General features: G+C 65.8%; 17 protein-coding genes and 1 tRNA gene. 7 read left to right on the top strand and 11 right to left on the bottom strand.

Translation table 11 applies throughout. The features are described from left to right. Positions 1–19 precede the first annotated feature (19 nt). Both KUV82_RS07095 and mfd read left to right on the top strand, forming a co-directional pair. Positions 20–298 carry an FAD assembly factor SdhE gene (locus KUV82_RS07095; RefSeq protein ID WP_219953619.1) on the top strand — a complete coding sequence of 93 codons (279 nt, stop codon included), beginning with the start codon at positions 20–22 and terminating at the stop codon, positions 296–298. Between the two features lie 119 nt (positions 299–417). Continuing rightward, positions 418–3909, top strand: a complete 3492-nt coding sequence (mfd, locus tag KUV82_RS07090; protein WP_219953618.1) for a transcription-repair coupling factor — start codon at positions 418–420, stop codon at positions 3907–3909. Here mfd and KUV82_RS07085 read toward each other — a convergent pair. Continuing rightward, positions 3906–5228, bottom strand: coding sequence for a GGDEF domain-containing phosphodiesterase (locus tag KUV82_RS07085; RefSeq protein WP_219953617.1), 1323 nt, complete (start codon positions 5226–5228; stop codon positions 3906–3908). The two genes, mfd and KUV82_RS07085, sit on opposite strands and share 4 nt — an antisense overlap. Positions 5229–5360: 132 nt before the next feature. Here KUV82_RS07085 and KUV82_RS07080 point away from each other — a divergent pair, with 132 nt between their 5' ends. Continuing rightward, positions 5361–6143, top strand: a complete 783-nt coding sequence (locus tag KUV82_RS07080; protein WP_219953616.1) for an NAD kinase — start codon at positions 5361–5363, stop codon at positions 6141–6143. A 113-nt stretch (positions 6144–6256) separates the two neighbouring features. Continuing rightward, positions 6257–6331 (top strand) — tRNA-Asn (locus KUV82_RS07075). A 6-nt stretch (positions 6332–6337) separates the two neighbouring features. Here KUV82_RS07075 and KUV82_RS07070 read toward each other — a convergent pair. After that, positions 6338–7078, bottom strand: coding sequence for a sulfite exporter TauE/SafE family protein (locus tag KUV82_RS07070; RefSeq protein ID WP_219953615.1), 741 nt, complete (start codon positions 7076–7078; stop codon positions 6338–6340). Positions 7079–7138: 60 nt separating this feature from the next. Between KUV82_RS07070 and KUV82_RS07065 the strand changes: the two genes are divergently transcribed. Next, on the top strand, positions 7139–7756 hold the full coding sequence (locus KUV82_RS07065; RefSeq protein ID WP_219953614.1) for a GNAT family N-acetyltransferase: 618 nt from the start codon (positions 7139–7141) through the stop codon (positions 7754–7756). 21 nt (positions 7757–7777) lie between these two features. Here the strand turns inward: KUV82_RS07065 and secA are convergent, their stop codons facing one another. Together secA and KUV82_RS07055 are read right to left on the bottom strand one after the other, a co-directional pair. Beyond that, positions 7778–10537: a preprotein translocase subunit SecA gene (gene secA, locus KUV82_RS07060; protein WP_219953613.1), complete on the bottom strand. Its 2760-nt coding sequence runs from the start codon at positions 10535–10537 to the stop codon at positions 7778–7780. A 98-nt stretch (positions 10538–10635) separates the two neighbouring features. After that, entirely contained in the window at positions 10636–10905 is a 270-nt protein-coding gene (locus KUV82_RS07055) for a hypothetical protein (RefSeq protein ID WP_219953612.1), read from the bottom strand. An 88-nt stretch (positions 10906–10993) separates the two neighbouring features. Here KUV82_RS07055 and argJ point away from each other — a divergent pair, with 88 nt between their 5' ends. After that, positions 10994–12220 carry a bifunctional glutamate N-acetyltransferase/amino-acid acetyltransferase ArgJ gene (gene argJ / locus KUV82_RS07050; RefSeq protein WP_219953611.1) on the top strand — a complete coding sequence of 409 codons (1227 nt, stop codon included), beginning with the start codon at positions 10994–10996 and terminating at the stop codon, positions 12218–12220. Between the two features lie 29 nt (positions 12221–12249). Next, on the top strand, positions 12250–13017 hold the full coding sequence (locus KUV82_RS07045; protein ID WP_219956244.1) for an inositol monophosphatase family protein: 768 nt from the start codon (positions 12250–12252) through the stop codon (positions 13015–13017). Here the strand turns inward: KUV82_RS07045 and trxA are convergent. Genes trxA through KUV82_RS07010 form a run of 7 tightly spaced genes read right to left on the bottom strand, consistent with a single transcriptional unit; the run spans position 13014 to position 24335 of the window. Then, on the bottom strand, positions 13014–13334 hold the full coding sequence (gene trxA, locus KUV82_RS07040) for a thioredoxin (protein WP_219953610.1): 321 nt from the start codon (positions 13332–13334) through the stop codon (positions 13014–13016). The two genes, KUV82_RS07045 and trxA, sit on opposite strands and share 4 nt — an antisense overlap. Before the next feature lie 51 nt (positions 13335–13385). Continuing rightward, positions 13386–16865 (bottom strand): double-strand break repair helicase AddA, encoded by a 3480-nt coding sequence (addA, locus tag KUV82_RS07035; RefSeq protein ID WP_219956149.1) that lies wholly within the window; start codon positions 16863–16865, stop codon positions 13386–13388. Then, a complete protein-coding gene (addB, locus tag KUV82_RS07030; RefSeq protein ID WP_219956148.1) occupies positions 16862–19870 on the bottom strand; it encodes a double-strand break repair protein AddB in 3009 nt (1002 codons plus the stop codon). The genes addA and addB overlap by 4 nt, the downstream gene beginning before the upstream one ends. Beyond that, positions 19863–20585 carry a nucleotidyltransferase family protein gene (locus KUV82_RS07025; protein ID WP_219956147.1) on the bottom strand — a complete coding sequence of 241 codons (723 nt, stop codon included), beginning with the start codon at positions 20583–20585 and terminating at the stop codon, positions 19863–19865. Before KUV82_RS07025 ends, addB begins: the two co-directional genes overlap by 8 nt. Continuing rightward, on the bottom strand, positions 20582–21559 hold the full coding sequence (locus KUV82_RS07020; RefSeq protein WP_219956146.1) for an aminoglycoside phosphotransferase family protein: 978 nt from the start codon (positions 21557–21559) through the stop codon (positions 20582–20584). Before KUV82_RS07020 ends, KUV82_RS07025 begins: the two co-directional genes overlap by 4 nt. Beyond that, the gene (gene tsaE / locus KUV82_RS07015) at positions 21556–21993 is read right to left on the bottom strand and encodes a tRNA (adenosine(37)-N6)-threonylcarbamoyltransferase complex ATPase subunit type 1 TsaE (protein WP_219956145.1); all 438 of its coding nucleotides are present in this window, start codon (positions 21991–21993) and stop codon (positions 21556–21558) included. The genes KUV82_RS07020 and tsaE overlap by 4 nt, the downstream gene beginning before the upstream one ends. Continuing rightward, the gene (locus KUV82_RS07010; RefSeq protein WP_219956144.1) at positions 21990–24335 is read right to left on the bottom strand and encodes a sensor histidine kinase; all 2346 of its coding nucleotides are present in this window, start codon (positions 24333–24335) and stop codon (positions 21990–21992) included. Before KUV82_RS07010 ends, tsaE begins: the two co-directional genes overlap by 4 nt. Positions 24336–24379: the final 44 nt, after the last annotated feature.

The raw sequence follows: 24379 nt of genomic DNA, 5'->3' as shown, positions 1-24379 counted from the left end.
AGTGCCCTACCCGCTGCCTATGCCCGATCTCCTCACCTTCGATGGCCGCATCCAGCGCGCCAAGTTCCGCGCCTGGCACCGTGGCACGCGCGAGGCCGATTACATGTTCGGCGGCTTCTTCGACCGCTATCACGCGGAGTGGAAGGAAGAGGAGCTCGCCTGGTTCGAAGCGCTGCTCGAGGAAGACGATGTGGACGTGATGGCCTGGGCCATGAAGACCCAGCCTACACCGCCGCGCTTCCAGGGCGCTATGATCGAAGCGATGCAGCAGCTGGATTTCGTCGACATTCCGCGTTGACGCGGAGGCCCTGAGGCCTATCTCGCATCCATCACACGCGCCGCACCCCCTCTCCAATCCGGACAGGGGGCAATCGTGCGTGTGCGGAACGCTGCGCGCCCTCGAACGCTAGGAACACGATGCCCGACCTCTCCCGTATCCTGAAATCGGCCGAACCGCTCACGCTGGCACAGGTTGCGCGCGGCGCGCAGCCGCTTGTGATGGCCGATCTTGCGCGCGCCAGCAGGGGCCGCGCCGTGTTCATCGCGCCAGACGATGCCGCCATGCGCGGGATCGTGGACGCAGCCGCCTTCTTCGCGCCCGAGCTTGAGGTCATCGAATTCCCCGCCTGGGATTCGCTGCCTTACGACCGCGCCAGCCCCGCCCTGTCGATCAGCGCGCGCCGGCTTGCAGCGCTCCATCGCCTGCAAGCGGGCAAGGCAAAGGCGCAGCTGGTGGTCACCACCGCCAACGCCGTAATGCAGCGCGTCCTCACCCCCTTCCGCATTCGCGAAAGCGTGCGGGAATTCAAACCGGGGTTCGAGATCGGCCGCGAAAGTCTCGCCGCACTTCTCCAGCGGCAGGGCTATGGCCGCACCGATACGGTGATCGACAAGGGCGAATACGCCGTGCGCGGGTCGATCGTCGACATCTTCCCCTCCGGCATGGACGAGGCCCTGCGGCTCGACTTCTTCGGCGACGAGCTGGAGAGCCTGCGCACCTTCGATCCGAACACGCAGATGAGCACCGGGCGGCTCGAAAGCCATCTCCTCCTGCCCGCCAGCGAGGCGCTGCTCGATGAAGACAGCATCAAGCGCTTCCGTGGCCGCTACCGCGAAATGTTCGGCGCCAACGCCACCCAGGACCCGCTCTACGAAGCGGTCAGCGAAGGGCGCCGCCTTGCGGGTATGGAACACTGGCTGCCCCTGTTCGAGGAGAAGCTGGCGACGCTGTTCGACCATCTCTGGAAGGACGACCTCGTGGTCATCGACCAGGCTGCCCTTGCCGCAGCCGACGAGCGGGCAAAGGACGTGGCCGATTACTACGACCAGCGCACCGCCATCGCCGGGCAGGCCAAGGGCAATTACCGTCCGCTGAAGCCCGACGCACTTTACCTGCCGCTCGACGAATTCCGCGAAGCGCTGGCCGCTGTGCCCGCACACCGCGCAACGGTCTTCGACGAGCCGGAAAGCGACAGCGTGGTCAGCTTCGGCTTCCGTTCGGGCCGCGATTTCGCGCCGGAACGCGCGCGCGGCGACAATGTCTATCCCGTCCTTGCCGACCATCTGAAAGCGCTGTCGAAGGCCGGCAAGCGGCCGCTGCTTGCCGCCTATTCCAAGGGCAGCCGTTCGCGCATTGCCTCGATCCTGGAAGAAGCGGGAACGCCGGTGCAGATGGCCGACAGCTGGCAGGAGGCACTGGGCCTGTCAGCCAAGGGCAAACCGGCGGCCATGATCCTGCCGATCGAGGCGAGTTTCGCCAATGACGAGATGGAGCTGCTCACCGAGCAGGACATCCTCGGCGACCGCCTCGTGCGCCGCAAGAAGAAGCGCAAGGATGCCGACGCCTTCCTTGCCGAATTGCAGGCGCTCAGCGTCGGCGACCTCATCGTCCACACCGAACATGGTATCGGCAAGTACCTCGGCCTCGAGGCGATCCCGGTCGGCAAGTCGAAGCATGACTGTGTCCAACTGGAATACAAGGGCGGCGACAAGCTGTTCATCCCGGTCGAGAACATCGATGTACTGAGCCGCTACGGCTCTTCGGAGGAGGCGGTCATGCTCGACCGGCTCGGCGGCGAGGCATGGCAGAAACGCCGTGCGCGCCTGAAGGAACGCATCCGCGAGATCGCTGGCGAGCTGCTCAAGGTCGCCGCACAGCGCGCGCTGAAGAAAGCGCCCGTGCTGGAGGTGGAGGACGGCCCCTACAACCAGTTCCTCGACCGCTTCCCTTGGGAAGAAACCGACGACCAGGAACGCGCCATCCAGGACGTGCTGCGAGACCTGGAAAGCGGCAAGCCGATGGACCGTCTGGTCTGCGGCGATGTCGGCTTTGGCAAGACCGAGGTCGCTTTGCGCGCTGCCTTCGTAGCCGCGATGAACGGGCAGCAGGTCGCCGTGGTCGCCCCCACCACCCTGCTCGCTCGCCAGCATTACGAGAACTTCGCAAGCCGCTTTGCTGGTTTCCCGCTCAAGGTAGGGCGCCTGTCGCGCCTCGTTTCCGCCAAGGAGATGAAGGAAACGCGCCAGGGTCTTGCCGACGGGCAGATCGACATCGTGGTCGGCACGCACGCGATCCTCTCGAAGCAGACGAAATTCAAGGACCTCGGCCTCGTGATCGTCGACGAGGAGCAGCGCTTCGGAGTCACCCACAAGGAAAAGCTCAAGCAGCTGCGCGCCGATGTGCACATGCTTACGCTCACCGCCACGCCTATCCCGCGCACACTGCAAATGGCGATGACGGGCCTTCGCGAACTCTCCACCATCCAGACCCCGCCGGTCGATCGCCTCGCGGTGCGCACCTACGTCATGGAATGGGACGACATGGTGATGCGCGAGGCGCTGCTGCGCGAACACCATCGCGGCGGGCAGAGCTTCATCGTCGTGCCGCGAATTTCCGACATGGAAGGCATTGCCGACTGGCTGCATGAGAACGTGCCGGAGGTGAAATTCGTTTCCGCCCACGGCCAGATGAGCGCGGGCGAGATCGAAGAGCGCATGAGCGCCTTCTACGAAGGAAAGTACGAAGTCCTGCTCGCCACGACGATCGTCGAAAGCGGGCTCGACCTGCCGAGCGCGAACACGATCATTATCCACCGCGCCGACATTTTCGGCCTAGCCCAGCTCTACCAGCTGCGCGGGCGCGTGGGCCGCTCGAAACTGCGGGCCTATGCCTATCTAACCTACGAGAAGGACACGCAGCTTTCCGAAGTGGCCGAGAAACGCCTCAAAGTGCTTGGTGACCTCGACAGTCTCGGCGCGGGTTTCCAACTTGCCAGCCACGATCTCGACATCCGTGGGGCCGGCAACCTCCTCGGCGACGAACAGTCGGGCCATATCCGCGAGGTCGGCTTCGAACTCTACCAGTCGATGCTGGAGGACGCGATCCTTGCCGCCAAGGCAGGCGAACTGGGTCTGGAGGCGAAGCCGGAGAAAATCAGCCCGCAGATTACGGTCGATGCACCGATCATGATCCCGGAAGATTATGTGCCCGACCTCGCCGTGCGCATGGCGCTTTACCGCCGCCTCAACGATGCCGAAGACAAGGCCGAAATCGAAGCGCTGGCCGCCGAGATGATCGACCGCTTCGGCGACCTTCCGCCCGCCACCGCCAACCTGGTGAAGCTCATCGAGATCAAGCACCAGGCAATCGAAGCGAACATCGCCAAGATCGATGTCGGCGCGCAGGGCACGCTGGTCACCTTCCACAATGACGATTTCCCCGATGGGCCGGGCCTCATCGCCTATGTCGACCGGCTGCAGGGCACGGCCAAGCTGCGGCCTGATATGAAGCTGGTGATCGCGCGCGCCTGGAACTCACCCGAAAGCCGTTTGAACGGCCTGTTCCAGCTTACAAAGGGTCTGTCCGGGATCGTGCGCAAGGCACGAAAGCGCAATAAGAAGGCGGCTTAAGCCTCTACCAGATCAAGAAATTCCTGCGACCCCATCGGTGCGGCGCGCAGGAAGCCCTGATAGTATTCGCAGCCCTCGGCCTGCGCGAGCGCGCGCTGGCCATCCTTCTCCACGCCTTCGACCAGAACCTTGAGATCGAGCGCCTGCGCCATGGCCAGGATCGCGCGGAACACGGCGAGGTCGCGCTCGTCCTCGAGCACCCCGTCGAGCATGGAGCGGTCGAGCTTGATGCAGTCGATCGGCAGGACCTTGAGGTAGCGGAAATTGCAGAAACCGGCCCCGAAATCATCGAGCGCGATGCGTATGCCGAATAGCTTGAGCTGATCCAGCACGCCGCTGACCCGGTCGAGGTCGGCAAGCAGCACCTGCTCGATGATTTCCAGCGTAATGCGTTCGAGAGGAAAACCGGCCTTCTCCGCCATGCGCGCGAAATCGATGGCGAAGTTGTCCGCGGCGAGGTCCGCAGGCGTGATATTGAGCGAAAGGTGGAGATTATCGGGCCACTGGACGGCCTGCTCCAGTGCCCGCTTGGCGATATGACGCGAGAGGTGCGCCACATGGTCGGCCCGCTCCGCAATCTGGAACAGCGTTCCGGCCCCGACCCGCCCGATCACAGGGTGATCCCAGCGCGCCAGCGCCTCTGCGCCGATCAGCCTGTCATCCGAGAGTGCATACTGGGGCTGGAAGAGGATCTGGATTTCATCGCGATCGATGGCCGCCAGCAGATCGGCTTCGAGCTGCTGGTTCGAGCGGCCCGCACGCGCCACCGTGCCGGTCGACCAGTCGATCCGGCGCCGGTTGCTGTCGCGCATCCGCGCGGCCACTTCCGACAGACGGTCGAGCACGCTGTCAGGATCGTCGTTTTCCGTCACCCGCATCAGCGCCAGGCGCGGCCAGAGGCGCAGGCTTGCCCCACCTTCGGGATTGGCAATCGGCATGGCGATCGCGTCGGCCAGCGCTTCGGCCAGCCATTGCCAGCGCTCGCGGCTGCATTCCTGCCGGGCGACGAGGAGGAAATTGCCTCCGCTAAGGCGCGCCGCGATCCAGGCGCTGGAGCTTTCGAGTTCGTCCGCTGCGAAATGCTGGATGCGCTGCGCCACTTCGACCAGCGCCCCGTCCCCTGCGCTCTCGCCGAAAGCGACGTTCACGGTATCGATCCGGCCGAGCGTGATCATCATCGCCTGCATCGGACAGGCGATGGTGTCCTGCGGCCATTCGCGCTGCCATTGCGCAATGGTGGCACGGGCCAGGGCCTGGTCGGCCAGGCCGGTCAGAGTGTCGCGCGACTCAACCATCATATCGTTGGGCAAGCTTGCCATGCGGTGCCTCTTATCGCGACCTTGTCATCAGTTTGCCAGTTTTTCCCGCATGTTGCCAAATGGGACGGGCAACCATAGGTAGCGCCACGTGCCCGGAGCGATCCCGCCGGGACGGGAGGACACGAGAGGACCATGTCCACATTCAACCGCCTCGCCCTGCTGGTTTCCGATTCCGATCGCGCGCAGCAAGCCGCGGACAAGGAGTATCGCGAGCTGGCCGACTGGGTTCCGCTCGATGAAGCGGACGCCGTCGTCGTGCTCGGCGGTGACGGGTTCATGCTGCAAACCCTCCATGCCATGCTCGACAAGGGCCGGATCATACCGGCCTATGGCCTTAACCTTGGCACGGTCGGCTTCCTGATGAACCGCAATCGTAATCCGGAAACGCTCATCAAGCGCATCGGCAAGGCGAAGCCGCATACCATTGCTCCACTCCGGATGCGTGCGACGACGCAAAAGGGCAAGAAGCATACGGTCTGTGCGATCAATGAGGTCAGCCTGCTGCGTGAAACGCGCCAGACGGCGAAACTCGAAGTGACGGTCGACGACAAGGTCCGGATTCCCGAGCTGGTTTGCGATGGTGTGCTGCTGGCGACACCTGCCGGTTCCACGGCGTACAACCTGTCCGCCGATGGCCCGATCCTTCCGCTCGATTCGAACCTCTTGGCACTAACTCCGATCAGCCCGTTCCGCCCGCGCCGCTGGCACGGAGCCATCCTTCCCGATCGCAGCCGGATCAGCCTGAGCGTACTGGAGAGCGAGAAGCGCCCTGTCTCGGTCGTGGCCGACCAGCGCGAGCTGCGCGACATTGCCCAGGTGGACATCGAGATCGCCCGCGATGCGGAGCTCACCCTGCTGTTCGATCCCGGCCACGCGCTCGACGAACGCATTGTCGCAGAGCAGTTCGTGGTCTGAAATCCACACCTCCCGCCGCGGCCCAAAATTTTGCAAATTGCCCGCTTGCCAAACCGAAAAGTGACCCATATAGGCGCACCCCTGACTTGCTGAGGGAAACCTTGGCGGGCTGCTCCCCGATAGCTCAGCGGTAGAGTAGGTGACTGTTAATCACTTGGTCGTTGGTTCGAATCCAACTCGGGGAGCCATTTTTCTCACACATCGAAAAGCAGGCGCGCGCCAACCCACGCGGTGAGCGCGGCTGTGCCGATGCGTATCCAGCGCTGAGGCAGGTATTTGAGGGCCAACAGGCTGCCGACCTGCCCGCCGATCGCTACCGCGACCAGCAAGGGTAAGCCGAGGTCCACGGCGGCGCCCAACCTCCCCGCCCCGCCTTTGAGCAGCTGCCCCGCAAGCCCAAACAGCGAATTCACGAGAATGAAGAGGCTGGCCGTCGCGGCAATCGCGCGTGCATTGTCCCAGCGGGTCAGGTGCAGCAGCGGAGCTAGGAATATGCCCCCTCCGATCCCGACAAGCCCGGCAAGATAGCCCAGCGGCAGAGCGGCCACTGGCATGGCCCGCGCCAGCACGCTCTTGGGGCCTTCCACCTCGGTTCGCGGTGGAACCAGCAATGTCGCGGCAGTCAGCAACAGGCTGGCGCCCAGAAGCGCAAGGAACGTGATCTCATCGATTGGGGTGAGACCGCCGAGGAAAGCGGCAGGCGCCGCGACGCCGGTGAGCACCAGCGCGCCTTCCCAGGGCGTGACGCCCGCACGGCCGAACCGCACCGTGCTGCCAGCGACCACGACGATGTTGCAGCTCAGCGCCAGCAGGGGAAGGATGCGATAGTCGACCTCGGCCAATGCCAGCAGCGCGGTGTAGGTCGATCCTCCGCCGAACCCGACGCTGGCGTAGAGCAAGGCGGTCACCAGGAATGCAACGAAGAGCGCGGCCATCAGCCGTCTCTAGACCGCCGGGGTGCTGCGGGCTAGCGTTGCGCCATGGGAGGGATGATAATGGACGCAGGCGCCATCGATCTTGGGACAGAGTTGCAACGCGCAAGGCCCGCCGACGCGAAGCAGCTCGGCGATATCACCGCAGACGCGTTCCGCAACGATCCCTTCAACCTGTGGCTGTTCGGCCGGTTCGCGGGGATTCGCAGCCTGTTTCGCCTGCAAGCGAGGCGCATCTACGCACCACGCGGCTTTTGCTACACCCACGGAGACGAAGGTGCGTGCATGTGGATGCTGCCCGATGGGGACAGTAGCTTCGGGACCCGTGATTACGCTGAGTTTGCGCTGAAGACCGTGCTCACCTGCGGCATGGGCGCGGTCAAACGCGGGATCCGGACCGGTGAAGCGATGGATGCGCGCCACCCGACATTCCCGCACGCTTATCTCTTCAGCATCGGTGTGCGGCCCTCTGGCCAAGGCAAGGGGCTCGGCCGCAAGCTGATTGCGCCGATGCTAGAGGCTTGCGATCGCACCGGAACGCGCGCCTATCTGGAAAATTCGAACCCCGCCAACACCGGTTTCTACGCCAGTTGCGGGTTCGAAAACCTCGGCGAGCCGATCCATCCCGAACCGGGCAGCCCGCCCTTGCAGCCGATGGTGCGCGAGCCCCGCAGCGGCTAGCTGCGAGGCTCACAGGGCCGGTCAGGCCTTGGCGCCGATGGCGCCGTGGCAGTGCTTGTACTTGTTGCCCGACCCACAGGGGCACGGTGCGTTGCGGCTGATGTCCATGCCCGCATAGGGATTTTCGGTGATCGAACCGCCTGGGCCGACTGCGGCGCGCGAGCTGCCGGCAAGAGCGCCGAATAGCGCCTCGCGGCCACGCGAGCCGTCGTTGTCGTCCGAATTGTCGAGACCGGTGAGCGGGTCGATATGGCCAGTGAGGAAGTCCGGCAGCTCGGGAAGGTCCACTTCCGGCAGCGGAGCCGGTTCGACCAGCTCGAGGCGGATCAGCTTGTTGGTCACCGTCTCGCGCAGCTTGTCGAGCATGGTTTCAAAGAGGCTGAAGGCTTCCTGCTTGTATTCATTGAGCGGCTGCTTCTGCGCATGGGCGCGCAGGCCAACCACCTGGCGCAGCGCATCGAGCGTGGCGAGGTGGTCCTTCCACTGCCCGTCAAGCTCCTGCAGCAGCACGCTCTTCTCGATCCGGCGCCACATGGCGGGATCGGTCGCTGCCAGCTTGTTGTCCATGATGCGGTCGGCCTCGGCGGCGAGACGTTCCTCGATGATTTCCGGTTCGACCTGGTCTTCCTCGACCCATTCGTCGATCGGCGCATCGAAATTGAGCACCTCGTTGACCCGCGTACGAAGGCCTTCGACGTCCCACTGCTCGGGATAGGATCCCGGAGGGCAGGCTTCGCTGACCAGCGAATTGATCGCATCGTGGCGCATGTCGAGCACCACGTCGTCGACCGCTTCGCTGTCCATGATCTCGGCGCGCTGCTCGTAGATCACCTTGCGCTGGTCGTTCATCACGTCGTCGTACTGCACGACCTGCTTGCGGATTTCGTAGTTGCGCGCCTCGACCTTCTTCTGTGCGGTCTCGATGGCCTTCGACAGCCACTTCGAGCCAATAGCCTCGCCGTCCTCCAGGTTCGAGTTCATCATCTTCGCGAACAGGGTGTCCGGGCCGAAGATGCGCAGCAGGTCGTCTTCCAGGCACAGGTAGAACCGGCTGAGACCCGGGTCGCCTTGGCGGCCCGAACGGCCGCGCAACTGGTTGTCGATACGGCGGCTTTCGTGACGCTCGGTGCCGAGGACGAAGAGACCGCCCGCTTCGAGAACCTTCTCGCGCTCGGCCGCGACTTCGGCCTTGATGCGCTCGATCTCGAGGTCCTTGGCCGCACCGTCTTCCATCGCGCCGAGTTCATCGTCGATGCGAAACTCGACGTTACCGCCGAGCTGGATGTCGGTGCCGCGACCGGCCATGTTGGTTGCGATGGTGACCGCGCCGATGCGGCCGGCCTGCGCCACGATATGCGCCTCGCGCTCGTGCTGGCGGGCGTTGAGAACCTCGTGCTCTACGCCTTCCTGCTTGAGGAATTCGCTGAGCATTTCCGACTTCTCGATCGACACAGTGCCGACCAGAACCGGCTGGCCGATGGCATTCTTCTCGGCAATCGCCTTGGCGATGGCTTTGAACTTGTCCTGCGTGTTCTTGTAGAACTCGTCGTCCTCGTCGATGCGGGCGACGGGAACGTTGGTCGGGATCTCGACCACGTTCATCTTGTAGATGTCCCAGAATTCGGCCGCTTCGGTGGCGGCGGTGCCGGTCATGCCCGACAGCTTGGGATACATGCGGAAATAGTTCTGGAAGGTGATCGAGGCGAGCGTCTGGTTCTCCGGCTCGATCTTGACGCCTTCCTTGGCTTCGACTGCCTGGTGCAAGCCGTTCGACCAGCGGCGGCCGTCCATCATGCGGCCGGTGAACTCATCGATGATGACGACCTTGTCGTCCTTCACGATATAGTCGGTGTCCTTCTTGAACATGTGCACCGCGCGCAGCGCCTGGTCGAGGTGGTGGACGACCTGGGTGTTCTCGACGTCGTAGAGGTTCTCGGTTTCGAGCAGGCCCTTCTCGATCAGAAGCTTCTCGACCTCTTCCGTGCCCTCTTCGGTCAGCTGAATGTTGCGCTGCTTTTCATCCTTCTCGTACCAGTCATCGGGGAAGGTCTTCACCACCTCGTCGATCGAGATGTAGAGGTCGGACTTGTCCTCGGTCGGGCCCGAGATGATCAGCGGGGTGCGCGCTTCGTCGATCAGGATCGAGTCGACCTCGTCGACGATCGCGAAATTGAAGGGGCGCTGCACCATCTGGCTGCGCTCGTGCTTCATGTTGTCGCGCAGGTAATCGAAGCCCAGCTCGTTGTTGGTCGAGTAGGTGATGTCGGCGTTATAGGCTTCGCGGCGCGCCTGCTCGGGCAGGTTCGGCACGATCACGCCGATGGTCAGGCCGAGGAACTTATGGAGGCGACCCATCCATTCCGCATCGCGCGCGGCGAGGTAATCGTTGACGGTGACGACGTGGACGCCCTTGCCCTCGATCGCGTTGAGATAGGTCGCGAGAGTTGCAACGAGGGTCTTGCCCTCGCCGGTGCGCATTTCGGAGATTTCGCCGCGGTGGAGGACGATACCGCCGACCATCTGCACATCGAAGTGGCGCATGCCGAGCACGCGGACCGAGGCTTCGCGCACGGTGGCGAAGGCTTCGGGCAGGATATCGTCGAGCGTCTTGCCATCGGCGAGCTGTGCGCGGAACTTGTCGGTCTGCGCGGCAAGCTCCTCATCGGTGAGCGCCTGAAGCTGCGGCTCGAGGGCGTTGATCTTGTCGACGATCTTGCCGATCGATTTGACGTAGCGGTCGTTGGAGGAGCCGAACACGGCCTTGACGATGGAATTGAACATGTGAGGGGCCTTCGCGCCTTCCTGGAATACTGATGTGCTGGAAAAACACCCGCGCACGCCAAGGGTGCCGGGCGGAAATCAAATCTGGTCGGGTGAGCCTATTCGTAGGCGCGGTCGACACCCACCTGCACGGTCGGGATCAGGACCGTGATAGTGGGGCGGGCTCCGCAGGGCTCTGCCTTGCGGGGGCTGGCAAGCGACTGGCGCGTAGCCGTGCGGCATTCGCGCGCGGCGGCCTTGCCGGCTTTTTCCGTTCCGGCAGCGACTTCGACCCCGCTCGCCGCGTTGTACACAACGGCATGGGCAGGCGCACCGGCGGCAGCGAGGCCGGTCAGGAGCGCAAGCAGGGTGAGTATGCGGCGAAGCATTGCTCGATCCAGATAGGGTGTAGGCGCCGCCCCGTCCACCCCGCTTGACCGTTTACCCCGCGCCCGTCTGGCCCTATCGGCTCTGGCCATGGATCTACAGCGCTCCCCTCTCGCGCGTCCCTTCCCGGACCTGCCCGCCATCGACGGTGTCACCCTGCGCGTCGCCCGCGCCGGCTACAAGGAATGGGACCGCGCGGATCTGACCTTTGCCGAGCTGGCCGAAGGCACCGCCGTCGCGGGTGTTTTCACCCAGTCCGCCTGTGCATCGAGCGAGGTCGAGATGGGCCGCGAGCAGGTGCAACAGGGCCGCGCCCGCGCGCTGATCGTGAACGCCGGCAATTCGAACGCCTTCACCGGCTATCGCGGCCGCGAGGCGGTGGAGCAGATCGTGGCGCAGGTCTCCGAAGCGCTTGGTTGCAGCGGAGAGGAAGTCTTCGTTTCCTCGACCGGCGTGATCGGGGTGCCCCTTCCCAAAGACAAGGCGCGCGCCGGAGTTGCTGCCGTGCTGGGCGCCCAGCCCTGCGGCTTTGAGGACGCGGCCAACGCCATCGGCACGACGGATACCTTCACCAAGGGCGCGAGCGCGGCCGCCATGGTCGGCGATACGCGCATTACCTTGTCGGGCATCATCAAGGGCAGCGGCATGATCGCGCCCGACATGGCCACCATGCTCGGGTACATTTTCACCGATGCTGCGGTCGAGCCCGAATTCCTGCAAGAGATGCTGTCCAAGGCGAACGCAGAAAGCTTCTCCTGCATCACGGTCGATGGCGACACCTCGACCAGCGACACCGTGCTGGCCTTCGCCACCGGAGCGGCCGGTAACGCGCCCCTCGCCGCGTGGGACGATGCCGGGGCGGATGCCGTTTATGCAGCCCTGCTTGATGTGTGCCGCAGCCTCGCCCATCTGGTCGTGCGCGACGGCGAAGGCGCGCAAAAGTTCATCGAGATCGCCGTCAGCGGTGCTGCCGATGACGCGAGCGCGCGCCGTGTCGGCCTCGCCATCGCCAATTCCCCGCTGGTGAAGACCGCCATCGCCGGCGGCGACGCCAATTGGGGCCGCGTGGTGATGGCGGTCGGCAAGGCAGGCGAACCTGCGGATCGGGACAGGCTGTCGATCGGCTTTGGCGGCATCTGGGCCGCGAAAGACGGGCAGCCTCTGGCCGACTATGACGAGGCCCCGGTGGCCAAGCATCTCGAAGGGCAGGATATCCGCATGGATGTCGATCTGGGGATAGGCAACGGGCGCGCGACCGTGTGGACCTGCGATCTCACCCACGGCTACATTTCGATCAACGCGGACTACCGCTCTTGAGCGCCCTCGATGCGGAAATCCTCGCGCTGATGCAGCGCGCGACCGAGCAAGCCATCCTCCCGCGCTATCGCAACCTCGGCAAGGGCGATGTCGAGGACAAGGGCGGCAACGATCCGGTCACGATAGCCGACAAGGACAGCGAAGCGCTGCTGCGCGAAGGGCTGACCACGCTCGATGGAAGCCTCGCCTTCGTCGGCGAGGAAGCCGCGCACGCCGATCCCACCGTGCTCGACCGGCTCGACCAGCCCTGCTGGATCGTCGACCCCATCGATGGGACGCGCAATTTCGCCGCCGGGCAGCCGCCCTTCGGGATCATCATCGCGCGCGCCGATGGCGGGGAAACGCAGTCGGGCTGGATCTACGATTGCCTCACCGGCCGGTTTTGCGTGGCGCACAAGGGCCTCGGTGCCTTTGTCGATGGCGAGCGCGTGGAAGCGCGCGCCACTGGCAGGCAAACGCCCGTCGCGGCGATTTCGCTGATCTTCATGGACGAGGCGCGGCGCGAGGCGACCAAGCGTCATATCGCGCCCTCGTACGAGCTGGTGGACATTCCCTACTGCGCCGCCGAGCAGTACCCGCGCCTTGCGCTTGGGACGAACGATGTATCGATTTTCGAACGCACGCTCGCCTGGGACCATGCGGCTGGCATACTGTGGCTCAACGAAGCGGGCGGAAAAGCAGCAAGGCCCGACGGCTCACCCTATCGCGTGGACGAGGTGGGCCGAACGGGCCTGCTGGGTGCGGCGAGCCCTGCCCTGTGGGACGAGCTCGCCGATCGCTATGCGAAATTGGATTAAAGAGCCCCCTCGAGCCACTGCTTGAGCTGGCCTTTCGGGGCCGCGCCGCGCATCTGCGCTGCCGGTTCGCCGTTCTTGAACAGCACGAGGTAGGGGATCGACTGGACGCCCATCGAGCCCGGGATATCGGGGTTTTCCATGATGTCCATCTTGGCGATGGTGACCTTGTCGCCCAGTTCCTCGCTCAGCTCTTCGAGGGCCGGTGCTATCATCTTGCACGGGCCGCACCAGTCGGCCCAGAAGTCGACCAGCACGGGCTTGTCGCTTTCGAGGACATCGGACTTGAAGCTGGCGTCGGTTACGGCAGTGGTAGCCATGGGTATTCTCCTGGAACGTCGTGTGGCCATCGATGTGGGCACATCATGCAATTACTCAACCGGCGGGAGGGCAAAACTTTCCTGCGCGGCTGCAAACGCGCTCTTGTAAGCCGCCAGTTTCTCGCTCGGCAAGGCGAAGAGCTGCGGGGTCTGGGTATAGAGCACCGCCGCCTCCACCCGCCTGCCGGGGTAGATGGTTTCGAGCGCCGCGACATAGGCGGCCATCTGCTTCATCGTGCTGTCGGGAATGGCCTCGAGCCGGTCTGGCGGGCGGCGCGCGGTCTTGAAATCGACCACGGTGACCGCCTCAGATGTGATCAGCAGCCGGTCGGCCGTGCCCATCACCACCTGTCCTTCGACCGTGGCGGCCAGCGGGACTTCAGCCAGCGCATCGGGCCCGAAAACCGGCGCGAAGCGCGGGTCGGCGAGCACCTCCATCGCGCGGTCCAGCATTTCGGCACGATCCGCCTCGGCAAGGTCTGGCGCCTGCCGGGACAGCCACGCGCGAGCCTTCTCAGCGCGTTCCTCCAGCGCAACCTGCGGGAGCCGTTCGAGAAGCGCGTGGATCAACGTTCCGCGCCGCGCCGCTTCGGCAGCATGGGCCGGCGGCAGCGGCGGATCGCTCCCCTCGACCTCGCCAAGCCCGGAAGGGGCCAGCGGACGCGGCGGGCGCGGTTCGGGGCCCACGGGACGCACCGCCCATTGCGGCAGGTCAGGCTGCGCATCGGGTCCTGCCACCTCTTCGTGGGCAGGAACCGGCGCGGCGCGCTCGCCAATCTCCCAGCGCGCTCCCCAGATCGCGTCCTCGAGCCCCTCGTCTTCCCCGAACAGGGGTTTGAGCCGCGCGTACCAACTGTCGTCATGCGGCCCGTTCTTCGCATCACGCGGCCCCAGCGAGCCGGTGATAAACAGCGCTTCCTGCGCACGCGTGAGCGCGACGTAGAGCAGGCGCCAGTGTTCCTGCAGCGCCTTGGCAACTTCTGCTTCGTCGGCCTCGGCAACCGGCCCGACCTTCTCGTCTTTCCCGAGCGAAGGCAGCGGAATCTTGCGCGGCGAGACCTCGCCCGGCAGCGCCTCGGCCAGAACCAGATCGCCCGCGCCATCGGGGCGGATCGCCGCATCGGCAAGGATGACGATCGGCGCTTCGAGCCCCTTCGACCCGTGAACCGTCATCACGCGCACCTGCTCGTTCCCCTCGCCCGCTTCGCGCTTCAGCTCCCCATCGCCGGCGTCGAACCAGCGGATGAAACCCTGCAGGCTGGCAGTATGCGCGCTGGCGAAGGCGTTGGCGGCGTTGAGCAGTTCGTCGATCGGATCGTTCGCCTCGCGTCCCAGCCGCGCGACCAGCGCACGGCGACCATCCATCGGGCCGAGCAGTATCCAGTGCAGCAATTGCTGTGGGCTGTCGTAATCCGCCCGCCGCAGGATTTCGCGCAGCCGATCGACCGTCGCTGTGACAAAGCCATCCTCGCTTGCGCGCAGATGCTCCCAGAGGCGGGTTCGCGCGGGTCTGTGGCCATGTTCGAGAAGCTCTTGCTGGCTCCAGCCCACCAGGGGCGAAACGAGCAGGCTGGCAAGCGTCAGGTCATCGAGCGGCTGCGCGGCAAAGCGCAGCGCCGCCATCAGGTCCTTCACCGCCAGCGGATTGCCCAGCCGCAACCGGTCGACTCCGGCCACGGGCACACCGTGGCGGTAGAGGCGCGCGACAATCAGCGACGCCAGCTCGCGGCGCTTCTGGACGAGCACCATGATGTCGCCCGCCCCGGCGCGCCGCTTCTCGCCCTTGGACAGGGTGAAGCCATCGCCGTTGGGATCGAGCCACCGGGCGACCTGCTGCGCGATACGGTCGGCCAGCAGGCGGTCGTGCCGGGCGAGCCAGCCCTCGCGTTCGCCGTCCTCGTCCTCCTCCTCGGAGACCCGCACCACGTTCCACAGGCCCACCAGCCCCGGCTCCCCGCTGCCGCTGTGCGGATCGGCCGGGGTGTCGAGCCCGAAACCTTCGTAGCCAATCGCGTTGATGGCGCGATCGACAAAGCCCAGCACTTCCTGGTTGGTGCGATAGCTGCGGCCGAGGCCGTAGGTTTCCAGCTTGCGGATATCGGGCCCATCGCGCAGGCCGCGCGCCGCTTCGGCCGCGCGGGAGATCTTGTCGTCGAAATGGTCGCGAGCAAGGCGGAAGTTTTCCGGGCTGGTGCCCTGAAACCCGAAAATCGCCTGCTTGTAATCGCCCACCGCAAAGATCGTGCGAACGGTATCGCCGCGCGCGCTTTCGCCGTCGAAGAAGTCGTCCGCAAGCGCCTTGACGATAGCCCACTGGTCCTCGTTCGTATCCTGCGCCTCGTCGACGAGGATGTGATCGAAACTGCGGTCGAGCTTGTAGCGAATCCAGTCCGCCATCTCGCTGTTGGCCAGCAGCGTGGCCGCGCGGGCAATGAGGTCGTCGAAATCGACCAGCCCCTCGCGCTCCTTGGCCTTCTGCCAGGCAAGCGCAAAGGCCCTCCCCGCTTCGAGCTGCGGGGCGAGGAAGGCTGCAAGGCCAAGCAAGGCCTTGCGTTCGGCGACCACAGCCACCGCCTCGGCGATACGATCCTGGTTATCCGGGAATGCCGGGTCGACCTTTTCGGCGCCGCCCATCTTGCGCGGCGTGCCGTCTTTCTTGAGCAGTGTGTCGAAGAACCCGTCGAGTGTCTCAAGACGCGCCGCAGGGTCTGCCGCCAGCCAGCCTTGGATGAAGTCCGCAGTCTTCTGCCCTGTCGCAGCCTTCCAATCGCGTGTCGCCGCCTGGCAAGCACGCAAGGTGGAGACCCGAAAAGCATCGTCGGAGCAGGCCTCGGCAACCCAGGCTGCATCCGCGTCCGCAGGGATGCCGAGCAGGCGGTGCACGCGCGGCTGCATCGGGGGCTGCCAGCTTCCCGGCCCTTCCCACATATCGGCGTGGCGGGCGCAGCGCATCAGCCAGCCGCGCACCGCGTCTGGCCCCTTGCGCTTGCTCATCTCCGCAATCGCGCCGGTGACCCGCGGATCGCCCTCGCCAAGCAAATCGGCCAGCACATCGCGGCTGAGGAGGTCTCGCTCGCGGTCTTCCATCGGGCGCGAACCGGGCAGGATGCCCGCCTCTCCCGGAAAGGCCGCCAGCAGGTATTGCGCAAACGCGTGGATCGTATCGATCCGCAGCCCGCCTCCCGGGCAGTCGAGCACCCGCGCGAAGAGCGAGCGGGCCCGCGCGCGTGTTTCCGGGTCCGCCGGCGCGCCGAGATAGCCGAGTTCGATACCCAGCTGCTCATTCGCCATGCGCACCCAGCGGGCGAGCACGGCGTTGACCCGCACCGCCATTTCCGCCGCGCCGGCCTTGGTGAAGGTGAGGCACAGGACCTGCGCCGGGTCGGCCCCGGGTTCGAGCAGGAGGCGCAGCACGCGGGCGGAGAGCACCTGCGTCTTGCCGGTCCCCGCGCTCGCCGAAAGCCAGACGCTGCCCAGCGGATCGACCGCGAGGCGCTGCTTGTCCTGCAGCTCGTAAACCGCGCCGCTCATGACCCGTCCCCGTCCTGATGCGCGATCCATTCGTCGAGGCGCATGAGCTGGTCGAAGGTGTCGTAGGCCGGGTAATCGGGGTTCTCGCGCGCCAGGAACGGGTCGCGCCCCTTGATGAAGCGGGAAATGGTCAGCGCCAGCTTGTCGGCGGTGTGCGGCAGGAAATCCTCCGGCAGCACGCCGGAGGTCTTGCGTCCCACCTTCAAGGGGACCTCGGTGTAACCGAAGCCGAACGGATTTTCGTCCTTCGCCTTGCCTAGAGACCAGTATTCGTAGCCCCCGGGGTCGCCTGAAAGACCCTCGAACCCGTTGTCCTGCGCAATCAGTCCGAGGATGCCGAGCTGGAGCGCGAAACCCTGTTCGACCATGGCGGCGCTGGGCGGCTTGCCAGTCTTGTAGTCGATGATCGCGAGGCGTCCGTCCTCCATCCGGTCGATCCGGTCGGCGCGGCCGTGGACCTTCACGCCATCGAAGGTCATGCTGCCCTTCTTCTCAACGGCCAGGACCGCGCGGTCCTCGTAGCTTTCGACCTCGCTCTGGATCCAGCGTAGCGCCGCCTCGAGCCGGGGCTGCCACAGGCCGCGCATCAGCGGGTCGGCGTTCTCTTCATCGAGCACCTGCTCCATGATCGGCGCGAGCGGTGCCTTGGGATCGGTCTTGCGAGCAATATGCCAGCGCTCAAGGATCGTGTGCGCGACATTGCCCTGCCACAGGGGCGATGGCTCGGCGTCGAGCGGCTCAAGGTCGCCCAGCCCCATGATCTTGCCGGCGTAGAACTGGTAAGGATCGCCCAGCAGCCGGTCGAGCGCGGTTGCGGAAATCTCGACATCGCGCTGCTGCGGCGTCGGGTCGGGAGCTGGCCGCGGATAGCGGTCGGCCGCCGGAGCGCGTGTCATCGCGCGCGCCAGCTCGACTGTCTGCGTATCCTTGTAGGTGTCGAGCGTATCGCCCAGCAGCGCCTGTACCCGCAGCAGGAAGCGCGATGGGATGGCTGGGCCGCCCTCGTCCCGTTCGGCATGCGACAGCACCACTTCCGGCGCGCCCATCGCTCCGGCAAGGTCGTGCGCGGACAGGCCGATGCGGAAATCCGCGCCCGGAACGCCCAGCGCGCGGAGGACGGGCGGCGCTAGCAGCGCGTCGACCCCACCGCGTGCCGGCCACACCCCTTCGGTCAGCCCGGCGCAGATCACCAGTTGCGCCCGGTTCATGCGGCTTTCGAGAAGGCCGAGGACCTGCACCCGGGCGTGTCCGCCATAGGGTGGACGCACGGCGATCGGCTCCATCGCGTCGCGCAGTGCAAGCGCAGCCTCGTGCGGCGCGAGCGCAAAGCCCGCCTCACGCGCGTGGAGGCGCATGTCCTCGACGAACGCCGCCAACGCGCGGCCATCCTCCTTGGCCCAGAGCTTTTCGCCGCACAGCGACTCGCCCGCATCGGCGAGCGTGTCGAACACCTGCGCAAGCTCCACCCGCTCGCCCTCGCCCAGCGTGACAAGCGGACGGAGCGCCATCTCGACACTTTCAAACCATTCGGGAACTTGCGGGTGCTGCTCAGCCAGCACGCCCACGATCCCGGCCAGCGGAGTGAGCCCGCCGGCCTTGCGCGGCCCGCGCAGTGCGCGCTCAACGCGCCGCAGCTGCCGCAGCCAGACCCCGCGCTCCATGCCGCCATCGACCAGCGGATGGGCGAGCAGGCCCATCAGCGGCACCGGCGCGGCCTTCTCCGCCATGACCTCCGCCAGCAGCAGGAACAGGCGGCCTGCTGGTGTCTGCGAGAGGGGGCGGCCCGCGGAATCGTCGGCCATGATGTTCCAGCGATCGAGGTGGTGCACCACCCGCCGGGCAAGCGCGCGGTCGGGCGTGACCACGGCAACGCGCTTCTCCGGCTCTTCCAGCGACTCGCGCACCAGCAGCGCGATGGCCTGCGCTTCCTCTTCCGGGTTGGCGCTGGTCATGATGCGAACGCCCGCCATGCGCCGCTTTTCGGCCGGAAGGTCGACCCAGCGCTTGCTCGCTTCGGGCGGCAGGAACAGCGACGAGATCGCATGGCTGCGAACCGGCGGGGCCGCGGCCATGCCCTTGCGGTGCCAGGGTTGCACTTCGGCACGCGCGACGCTCATTCGGTTGAGCAGCAGCTTGAGATGGTATTGCGGATGGGTCACCGCATCCTCGCGGGCGAAGGGCGTATCGCCCGGCTGCGGCGCAGCGCCTGCGCGGCCAAGCTCGTCCCAAACGTCGTCCGCCATGGTGAGGTCGAAGTCGGGCAGGATCACCGCGCCATCTTTCAAATCGGCAATCACGCGGAGCAGTTTTGCAAGCGATGGCGCTGCGCTGGTGACGCCGGCGGCGACTATCGGTGTTTCCGGCGGCGCTTCCTTCCAGCGGCGCGCGGCCCATTCGAAAAGCCGGTTGCGGCGGGCAGCAGCGTCCAGCAGGCCTTCCTTTTCCAGCTTCTGCTTCCACAGGATCTGCACGGCGCTGAAATCGCGCAGGCTGTTCTGCCAATGCGCAGAAAGGTCGGGATAAATGCCGGTCACGCTATCATCCAGCAGGTCGCCCGGATCGACGCCCTCCACCAGCAGCCGGTCCATGGTAGCCCCCGCCTCGCGCGCAAGGCGCAGCAGGGTCGCCCCGCTCGGTGCGCGTTCGCCCATGACCTCACTCAGCAGAGCGGCGAGTTCGAACAGGCGGCGCTGGGGATCGATCGCGGGCGGAGTATCGGCCGCACCCAGCGGATCGAGCAGCGGGCCAAGCGTTTCGTCGAGATCGAGGTCGCCGATCACCGCCATGCGCGGCATGAGGAGGCCTGCGCTTCCCTGCTCGCCCGCGTGACGGATGAAGGCTTCGGATAAAGTCCGCCGCGCGCGGCTGCTCGGCACCAGCAGGGTTAGCTTGGCAAGGCCGAACTCGTCCTGTGAGTACCGCGGGACCAATCCGGCCACGAGCGCATCGGCAAACCCGCGGTGCGCGGCGATGGAATAGATGTTCGGCGCGGGCCTGTCAGCCACCCGTCAGCGCCTGCTCGGTCGGCCGGATATGCGCCGGCGTGCCCACTTCGTACCACTGGCCGGTAAAGGCGAGGCCGTAGAGCCGGTCTTCGGCAATGGCGCGGTCCCACAGCACATTGGTGGAGAACTTGCCCTCCGGCGCTTCGCGCAAAAGCCGGTGCGAGACGATCTGGATGCCGGTGTAGATGAAGGGCGCAATGCGGCCCGCCGTCTTGCGGGTCAGCCGCCCGGCCCCGTCCATGTAGAAATCGCCCGTGCCGTCGAAATTGTAGGCGCGCGCGTGCGTCACGACGAGCAGCAGCGCGTCCATCTTGTCCGGATCCCAGCGTGCCGAAAGATCGGCAAAGGCGTTGCGCGGCCCGTCAAGCCAGATGCTGTCTGCGTTGCAGGCGAAGAAGGGGTCGGGCAGCAGGCCGTCGGCGCTGGCCTTCACCATCCCGCCACCCGTTTCGAGCAGCAGGTCGCGCTCGTCGGAAAAGGTCACCGCCGGCATGGGACGCTGGCCGATATGGGCCTCGATCGCATCGGCGAGGTAATGAACGTTGACCACCGCCTTGCCGACGCCCGCTTCCTCGAGCCGGTCGAGCGCACGGTCGATGAGCGGCTTGCCGGCCACGCGCACCAGCGGCTTGGGCGTCGCGGCAGTAAGCGGGCGCATGCGCTTACCGAGGCCCGCCGCCATCAGCATGGCGGTGTCAGACACGAGGCCGGTCATGGCATCTTCCCTCCCGATGCATCGCGCAGCTCTTGCGGGATGTTGGCGGCAAACCAGTCGGCCACCGGGCCGAGCGCCGGATGCGCCAGATCGCGCTCCATCGCGTCCCACACGCGCGGGATCATGGCAAGGTAGCGGGCCTTGCCGTCTCGCTTTGCAAGCCGTGTGAAAATGCCAACAATCTTCGCGTTGCGCTGCGCACCAAGCCGGGCATAGTCCGCGTCGAAATCCTCGCCCGGCGCAGCCTTGGCGCGGTAATGCGCCAGCATCTCCGCCTCGAGCTCGGGCGAGACATCGCGCCGGGCGTCCTGCAGCAGGCTGACCAGGTCGTAGGCCGGATGGCCGACCAGCGCGTCCTGGAAATCGATCAGGCCCTGCCCGCCATCGGGCGGGAGCATGATGTTCTCGGCGTGGTAATCGCGCAGGACCGTTACGCCGGGCTGTTGCCGATCGAGGAGCGGCGCAAGAGCGGCTTCCCATGCCTGCCGATACCCCTCTAAGTCGACGTCCAGCCCCACCGCCGGACAGTACCATTCCACCAGCAGCATGGCTTCGCGCAGGTAAACCGCCATGTCGTAAGGCGGGAACGGGCCTGGCGGGATCGTGTGCAACTGCGCCAGAGTATCGATTGCAGCGGTATAGATCGCGCGTTCTTCGCCCGGGTGGGCATCGATCCATTCGCGCACGCGCTCGTCGCCGAAATCCTCGGTCAGCACCCAGCCGGCCTCCGCATCTTCTGCGATTATCCGCGGCGCGCGCAGGCCAACATCGGTGAGCCAGTGGGCTACGTGGAGGAAGGGTTTCGGGTCCTCATGCGGCGGCGGGGCGTGCATCAGCATCGCGCTTTCGCCCGACAGGTTCAGCCGGAAATAGCGCCGGAAGCTGGCGTCCCCCTCAAGCGGGGCAACCGTCGCATCGGCCCAATCGGTCTGGCCAAGGAATTCGTGGAGCCCGTCGGGCAGCGCATCACTCATGGCCAGCGGCTTTGCCAATTTGCGCCCGGCGTTACAACGGCTTCGCGCCCCTCGCCCACTTTTTCGAGCGCAATCGAAAGGCAGCCCGCCTCATGCGCGAAGCCGCCCGCGTGATCGGGCCATTCGGCGAGCAAGGCCGCACCCTCGCGGTAATCGTCGAGGCCCAGTTCATCGACCTCGGACGGGTCGTCGAGGCGGTAGAAATCGGCGTGCACCAGCGGCACGCGCAGCGCATCGTAGGTTTCGATGATCGTATAGGTCGGCGACGGCACTTCGCCCTCATGCCCCAGCGCAGCGAGGATCGCGCGCGCCAGCGTGGTCTTGCCTGTGCCAAGCGTGCCCGACAGCGCCACCACGTCACCGGGTCGAAGCTTGTCCGCAATGCGCGCGCCCAGCGCGTCCATCGCGTCTAGATCGGGCAAGGCAAGTCTCACGGCAGGGTGATCGTCGCCGTGGTGCCGGCGTTCTTGCGGCTGTGGATTTCGAGCGTCCCGTCATGCGCTTCGACAAGCTGACGCGCGAGCGGGATGCCGAGCCCCTGCCGCCGTTCGATGCCGCGCCCGTCGGCCGACATGCGGATCCCTTCGAGCGCGCGGGCAAGCTCGTGCTGGGTCATGCCCTTACCATTGTCGGCAATCACGATCTTGGTCTCTCCGCGCTTGCGCCCGATGTCCACCACGATGCGGCCGCCGCGCGGGGTGCCGAGAATAGCGTTGTCGAGCAACTGCGATATTGCGCGCCGTAGCTGCTGGGGATCGGCATTGACGGTCTTTTCGGGGTGCCCCTTGAGATCGAGCGTCAGCCCGCCATCGACAATGCGCTGTTCCTGCTTGCGCACGATCTGCGTGACGAACGGCATGAGTTCGACCTTCGTCTTGCGCAGCGGCATAAGTCCGGCCTCGGACTGTGACAGGTCGAGCACGTTCTCGACCTGCTCGGTGAGCTTGCCGACCGAGAGAGAGATCGCCTGCGCGTATTCCTTCGCTTGCGGCGAAAGCTCCCCGGCAATGCCGCTGGTGAGCAGTTCGGCAAAGCCGCCGATCGACGTCAGCGGGGTGCGGAATTCGTAGCTCATGTTTGCAAGGAAGCGGGTCATGACCGCATCGGCCTCCTCCAGCGCGCGGTTGCGCTCGCGCAGCGCCTCTTCGGCCTGGCGCGAGGCAGTGACGTCGAGGACGGTCAGCATGCCGTTCCCATCGGGCAGCGGGACGCCAGCAAAGTCGAGCGTTCGGCCATCGGCCAGTTCGATGCGCCCGTCGCTCTTCTTGCGATCGAGCGTCGCGGCGCGAATCACCTGGTTGATCGTGGCGATGTGCTCCGGATCGGAAAGGTTCTTGGCAATAGCCGCCAGCAGGGTTTCGGCCTGCGGGTGCCCATCGAGCACTTCGGGATCGATACCCCAGGCACCGGAGAAGCCGCGGTTCCAAAGCTCCAGATGCCCGTCCGGCGCAAACACGGCGAGCGCTTCGAAGAGGTTATCGAAAGTGGCCGTGCGGGTGCGCAGCAGAGTGTCGCGCGTGGCGGACAGCGCCAGCTGTTCGGTACGGTCCTCGGCAATCATCACAAGGCCGCCGTCGGGCAGCGGCTGGGCGACGATGCGCAGGTGCGTGCTGTCGGACAGCGACCAGGCTTCTTCGTGCGGCTCGTCGCGCTGGAACCACTCGGCCAGCTCGTTGCGCCAGGCCGGGAAGTCGCGCACTTCGGGAATCCGCCCGTTCTCGCGCGCGATCAGCAGCATATGGTGGAAAGTCGTACGGTCGTTGACCACACCGGGCGGCAGCGCGAAAACGCGGTGGAACGGCTGGTTGGCGAAGGTCATTCGATGCGCCGCATCGAACTGGGCCACCCCGATCGACAGCTGGTCGAGCATCGAGCGCTGCGCCTCGCGGAAGGCGCGGAATTCGCGCGCCTGCTCTTCCATTTCCTCGATATCGACGGCGTATCCGGCAATGCCCTCGCCCATCAGCGGCAGGTCGGTGACCCTGATGGTGCGGCGCGCCTTGTCGATGGTGGCGCTGACAATCCGCTCAATCGGCTGACGACGGTCCGCCGCCTGCTGCGCAACTTGCGAGGCGGTGCGGCCGTTGACGGTCTCGACCAGCTCGATCTGGTCAGCAACGACCTGGTCTGCGCTTTCCGCGCCCACGGCTGCGACATAAGCCTTGTTGACGAGGCGCAACTGCATGTCGCCACCACGGAACCACATGGGCATGGGAGCGGCTTCGATAAGCCCCACCAGCGCGCCGAAATCCTCGCGCGCCCGGGCCGCTTCTTCGCGCAGCTGGGACAGTTCCGCCTCGCTGTCGCTGAAATCGAAGACCCAGATCAGCGCCGCCCCGCCCGGCGAGACCGCCGGATCGGCAAGCGAGCCTTGCATGGCAAGCGACTTGCCCGACGTTGGCGACACGGTCAGCGCCATGCGGAACGGCTTGGCGGTCTTTTGCGTGCGGCGGACATTGCGCGTCAGCTCGTCCACCTGGTCTTCGCTGAGACCGCGCCCGTCCCCGCCCGCCAGTTCGCTGAGATATTCGGGGACCTTGTCGAGCCCGATCCACCGGGCGAGCCGATCCGGTGCCTCGATGCGGCCATCGGCCCGCACGAGCAGGGGGATCGCCGGCCCTTCCTCCAGCATGCGTGAAAGCCGCTGGGCGACCTTGCGCGTAGCGGAAGACTTCTGCTCGCGCCCGCTGGCGCGCAGCATCACCCACACCGCCCCTGCGGTCCAAAGCGCCAGCAGGAGGCCGATGATGGCCAGCAGAGCGGGTGAGGTTTCCATTACCTGCCAGCTATGCGGACGCGCGCGGGAGTGCAATGCCCCCG

This window comes from Qipengyuania flava (assembly GCF_019448255.1).
GTDB lineage: Bacteria > Pseudomonadota > Alphaproteobacteria > Sphingomonadales > Sphingomonadaceae > Qipengyuania > Qipengyuania flava_A.
This window is presented reverse-complemented; position numbering and strand designations above follow the sequence as displayed.

Bases quoted from the DNA above. Each gene is read 5' to 3' on its own strand.
- KUV82_RS07095 (WP_219953619.1), top strand. From the start codon at position 20: ATGCCCGATCTCCTCACCTTCGATGGCCGCATCCAGCGCGCCAAGTTC.
- mfd (WP_219953618.1), top strand. From the start codon at position 418: ATGCCCGACCTCTCCCGTATCCTGAAATCGGCCGAACCGCTCACGCTG.
- KUV82_RS07085 (WP_219953617.1), bottom strand. From the start codon at position 5,228: ATGGCAAGCTTGCCCAACGATATGATGGTTGAGTCGCGCGACACTCTG.
- KUV82_RS07080 (WP_219953616.1), top strand. From the start codon at position 5,361: ATGTCCACATTCAACCGCCTCGCCCTGCTGGTTTCCGATTCCGATCGC.
- KUV82_RS07070 (WP_219953615.1), bottom strand. From the start codon at position 7,078: ATGGCCGCGCTCTTCGTTGCATTCCTGGTGACCGCCTTGCTCTACGCC.
- KUV82_RS07065 (WP_219953614.1), top strand. From the start codon at position 7,139: ATGGACGCAGGCGCCATCGATCTTGGGACAGAGTTGCAACGCGCAAGG.
- secA (WP_219953613.1), bottom strand. From the start codon at position 10,537: ATGTTCAATTCCATCGTCAAGGCCGTGTTCGGCTCCTCCAACGACCGC.
- KUV82_RS07055 (WP_219953612.1), bottom strand. From the start codon at position 10,905: ATGCTTCGCCGCATACTCACCCTGCTTGCGCTCCTGACCGGCCTCGCT.
- argJ (WP_219953611.1), top strand. From the start codon at position 10,994: ATGGATCTACAGCGCTCCCCTCTCGCGCGTCCCTTCCCGGACCTGCCC.
- KUV82_RS07045 (WP_219956244.1), top strand. From the start codon at position 12,250: ATGCAGCGCGCGACCGAGCAAGCCATCCTCCCGCGCTATCGCAACCTC.
- trxA (WP_219953610.1), bottom strand. From the start codon at position 13,334: ATGGCTACCACTGCCGTAACCGACGCCAGCTTCAAGTCCGATGTCCTC.
- addA (WP_219956149.1), bottom strand. From the start codon at position 16,865: ATGAGCGGCGCGGTTTACGAGCTGCAGGACAAGCAGCGCCTCGCGGTC.
- KUV82_RS07025 (WP_219956147.1), bottom strand. From the start codon at position 20,585: ATGACCGGCCTCGTGTCTGACACCGCCATGCTGATGGCGGCGGGCCTC.
- KUV82_RS07020 (WP_219956146.1), bottom strand. From the start codon at position 21,559: ATGAGTGATGCGCTGCCCGACGGGCTCCACGAATTCCTTGGCCAGACC.
- KUV82_RS07010 (WP_219956144.1), bottom strand. From the start codon at position 24,335: ATGGAAACCTCACCCGCTCTGCTGGCCATCATCGGCCTCCTGCTGGCG.